The 3,568-nt window shown below is 61.5% G+C and carries 4 protein-coding genes; 2 read left to right on the top strand and 2 right to left on the bottom strand.

Features of this window, described 5'->3' with window-relative positions; translation table 11 throughout:
- Window positions 1-476: aminotransferase class III-fold pyridoxal phosphate-dependent enzyme (locus ACRXB1_RS32930; protein WP_449494412.1), on the bottom strand; the 476-nt coding region annotated here is incomplete at its 3' end.
- 107 nt (window positions 477-583) lie between these two features.
- Here ACRXB1_RS32930 and ACRXB1_RS32925 point away from each other — a divergent pair.
- Window positions 584-1,468: a LysR family transcriptional regulator gene (locus ACRXB1_RS32925; RefSeq protein ID WP_449494411.1), complete on the top strand. Its 885-nt coding sequence runs from the start codon at window positions 584-586 to the stop codon at window positions 1,466-1,468.
- Between the two features lie 18 nt (window positions 1,469-1,486).
- Here the strand turns inward: ACRXB1_RS32925 and ACRXB1_RS32920 are convergent, their stop codons facing one another.
- On the bottom strand, window positions 1,487-2,266 hold the full coding sequence (locus tag ACRXB1_RS32920) for an SDR family NAD(P)-dependent oxidoreductase (RefSeq protein ID WP_449494410.1): 780 nt from the start codon (window positions 2,264-2,266) through the stop codon (window positions 1,487-1,489).
- 166 nt (window positions 2,267-2,432) lie between these two features.
- Here ACRXB1_RS32920 and ACRXB1_RS32915 point away from each other — a divergent pair, with 166 nt between their 5' ends.
- Entirely contained in the window at window positions 2,433-3,347 is a 915-nt protein-coding gene (locus tag ACRXB1_RS32915) for an AraC family transcriptional regulator (protein WP_449494409.1), read from the top strand.
- Window positions 3,348-3,568: the final 221 nt, after the last annotated feature.

Here is a 3,568-nt window from a genome sequence, read left to right as displayed (position 1 = left end):
TGGCCGACGCCCTTGCGACCGGCGCTGTAGGTCGCGGATGCCGCGTTGCCCGTCATGCCGTGCCAGGACTGCGCAAACCCTACGATTTCGTACTTGCCCGTGACCAGCTTCGCCATGCGGATGGCGGCTTCGTTCGATTCCGCGCCCGTGCTCAGCAACAGTGCGCGGTCGAGTCCTTCGGGCGTGATGTCGGCGAGGCGGGTCGCGAGATCGACCACTGGCCGGGACAGCATGCCGCTGAAGAGGTGGTCGAGCTTGCCGGCGTATTCGTTGATGACCGCCACGATTTCCGGATGGCTGTGCCCGAGCACCGCGCTCATTTGCCCCGATGTGAAGTCCAGGATCGCGCGGCCGTCTGCGTCGTAGACGAAGCTGCCTTTGGCACGCTCGATGATCAACGGCTCGAAGGTGCCGCCGTAGCGGATGAGGTGATGTCTGGCGTTATGCCAGAAGGTTGCATCGTCGTTTCTGGACACGTTGCTGCTCCTTGGCGAATGGCAGGAATAAAACCTAGACAAGCGGAATAGGCGGAATAGCTTGCAGTCTAGTTCGCTCTCTGGTTTCATAGAATCGAATAGTTCTAATGGAAGATAGAAGCGAGTCTTATACCTTGAGCCTTTCACTCGAAATCGACCTGCTGCGTTCGTTCACCGTCGTGGCCGAAGTCCGGACGCTCAGCCACGCGGCCAGCCGGATTGGCCGGACCCAGTCCGCGCTGAGCCAGCAGATGAAGCGTCTTGAAGAGATCGTCGATCAGCCGCTGTTTCAGCGCACAGGTCGCGGCGTGGTGTTGACCAACCCCGGCGAACGCCTGCTGATCCACGCCCAACGCATTTTGCGCATGCACGACGAAGCAATGGCCGATCTGTCCGGCAAAGGCTTGTCGGGAACGATTCGCTTTGGATGTCCGGACGACTACGCCACGGTTTTCCTGCCGCATTTGCTGCGGCAGTTTTCGAGCCGGCACCCGGATGCGCTGGTGGAGGTCGTATGCGCGCCCACGCCGCGATTGCTCGAACAACTGGACATGCACGCGCTGGACCTGGCGATGATTTCGCTACCGGAGAGTGCCCCGAACGACGACATCATCCGCCGTGAGCCGCTGGTCTGGGTGGGTTATCCGGGACTGGACGCCGCGCACTTCGACCCGTTGCCGCTGGCGCTTTCCGATCCGGACACGCTCGATCACGTCGCGGCCTGCGAAGCGTTGCAGCGCGCGGGCAGGGCGTATCGCATCGCTTATGCAAGCAGCAGTCTTGCCGGTCTCACGGCCCTGGTCCGCTCGGGACAGGCCGTGGCCGTCATCACGCAGACGGCCGTCGCGCCGGATCTCTGCATTCTCAATGGCGATCCCGGACTTCCCGCGTTGCCCGGCATCGCCATTACGCTGAAGTTCGAGCGGGCACGCCCGTCGCATCTGATCAAGGTGTTCGCCGAGCATATCCGGCTCACGCTGCCCTTGATATGAAACACCCGGCGCAGCGGCTCAGATGATCATGCCGCCCGATACCTCGATGCGCTGCGCGTTGACCCAGCGGTTATCGTCGGAGAGAAGCGCCGCGATCATCGGGCCGATATCGTCGGGATGACCCACGCGGCCAAGCGATGTCATGCCGGCAATCAGCTTGTTCAGGTCCGGATTGTCGCGGACCATGCCGCCGCTGAAGTCCGTCGCGATCGCGCCGGGCGCCACCGTGTTGACGGTAATGCGGCGCTCGCCGAGTTCTTTCGCGAGATAACGCGTGAGCACCTCGACCGCGCCCTTCATGCACGCATACGCACTGCTTCCGGGAAACGAAAACCGCGCGAGACCCGAAGAGATATTCACGATGCGGCCGCCATCGTTGATGAGCGGCAGCAGCTTTTGCGTGAGGAAAAACACGCCCTTGAAATGGACCGCGTAGACGGCGTCCAGTTCGGCTTCGGTGGTCTCGTGAAACGCCTTGTGCAACGACGTGCCCGCGTTGTTGACAAGAAAATCGAAACGCTCTGCACCCAGCTTTGAGAGCGCGTCACGAACGTTTTGCGTGAAGGTATCGAAGGAGGCGGTGTTGGCGGTATCGAGTTGAATGGCGATCGCGTTGCGTCCTGCGTTGCGTCCTGCTTCGTGCACTGCTGCGACGACCTGATCGGCTTCGGCGCGATTCGAGTGATACGTGAAAATCGAATCGATACCGCGCTTTGCCAGGTTCAGTACCGTGTTGCGGCCGAGGCCGCGGCTGCCGCCCGTGACGATTGCGATCTTCGGGGTGTTTTGATCAGGCATTGATGGACTCCGTTGTGTTTCACTGGGTTCGTGTCCGACCAACGATACGCGCGCCAGGCGAAGATCAGAATGCCCGAACTTGGACACTTCTTGCCTGATCCTGTCACGCGTTTTTTTCTCGAAACGCCTATATGATCGGGGTTCCAGCGCCCGAAGATTTCCGCCCATGTCCAACGATGCCCTGCTCGAAGCCGTCACCCGTTACACCGACGCCCAGCCTGGTGACGGCCCCTACCTGACGCCCGTCAAGGGCGTGATGATCCTTCGTTCGAATCGCGAAAAGCAGCCGTCGCACCTCATTTTCAAGCCGGCGTTGTGCATCGTCGTGCAGGGCGCGAAATGGACGATCTTCGGCAATCAGCGGTTCCACTATCGTGCCGGTCAGGCGCTGGTCGTCAGCGTCGAGATGCCAGCGGTCGGGCGCGTGGTCGAAGCGAGCAGAACGGAGCCGTTTCTTGGCATCGTGGTCGAATTCGACCTGGCCGTGATGCGCGATGTGTTCGAAGGGCTGGCCACGACCGAAGGCGCGAACCATCCCGAGGCCGGTGCGAACGGCGAATCGGCGCACGGCGTCTTTGTCACCGACTTCGACGGGCCGCTCGCTGATTGCGCATTGCGTCTGATGCGCCTGATCGGCACGCCGCAAGCCATTCCGATGCTTTATCCATCGATCATGCGGGAAATCTGTTATTGGCTGCTCACGGGCCCGCGTGCCGCCGACGTCGCGGCGATCGTGCTCGGCAACAGTCACGTACACCGGGTGGTGAGCGTGATCCACTCGTTGCGTAACCGTTTTGCTGAAGCGGTGCGCATCGAGGAACTCGCGTTGCAGGCGCAGATGAGTCCGTCGGCGTTTCATCGGCAATTCAAGACGCTGACATCGATGACACCGCTGCAGTACCAGAAGCAGTTGCGCCTGCTCGAAGCGCGGCGGTTGATGCTGACGGACGCGGCCAATGCAGAGACGGCTGCGTTCCAGGTCGGCTACGAAAGCGCATCGCAATTCAGCCGCGAATATGCGCGCATGTTTGGCGCACCGCCGCGGCGTGACGTGGTCACGCTGAGGGCGGCGGCGGGTTGATCGGCTTCGCCATTCCGGAAAGTATGGCGAATGTCATAACGGGGTAATACCGCTCGCAATAATGGATTCAGTTGTCGGCCCATAAAATCCCCGGAGCGAGACCCTGACATGCCGAACAAGACCAGAACCGATCCCGTCGCCACCGTATCGAGACGCAACTTCCTCAAGCTTGCCGGCGCGTCGTCGCTGGCGAGCGCCGCGACCACCATGACCGGCGCAGA

The organism is Caballeronia sp. M23-90 (genome assembly GCF_053574605.1).
The sequence above is the reverse complement of the archived record's forward strand: the minus strand, read 5'-3'. Positions and strand labels throughout refer to the sequence as shown.

Excerpts from the sequence above, each read along its gene's own strand:
- ACRXB1_RS32925 (WP_449494411.1), top strand. The coding sequence starts at position 584 with ATGGAAGATAGAAGCGAGTCTTATACCTTGAGCCTTTCACTCGAAATC.
- ACRXB1_RS32920 (WP_449494410.1), bottom strand. The coding sequence starts at position 2,266 with ATGCCTGATCAAAACACCCCGAAGATCGCAATCGTCACGGGCGGCAGC.
- ACRXB1_RS32915 (WP_449494409.1), top strand. The coding sequence starts at position 2,433 with ATGTCCAACGATGCCCTGCTCGAAGCCGTCACCCGTTACACCGACGCC.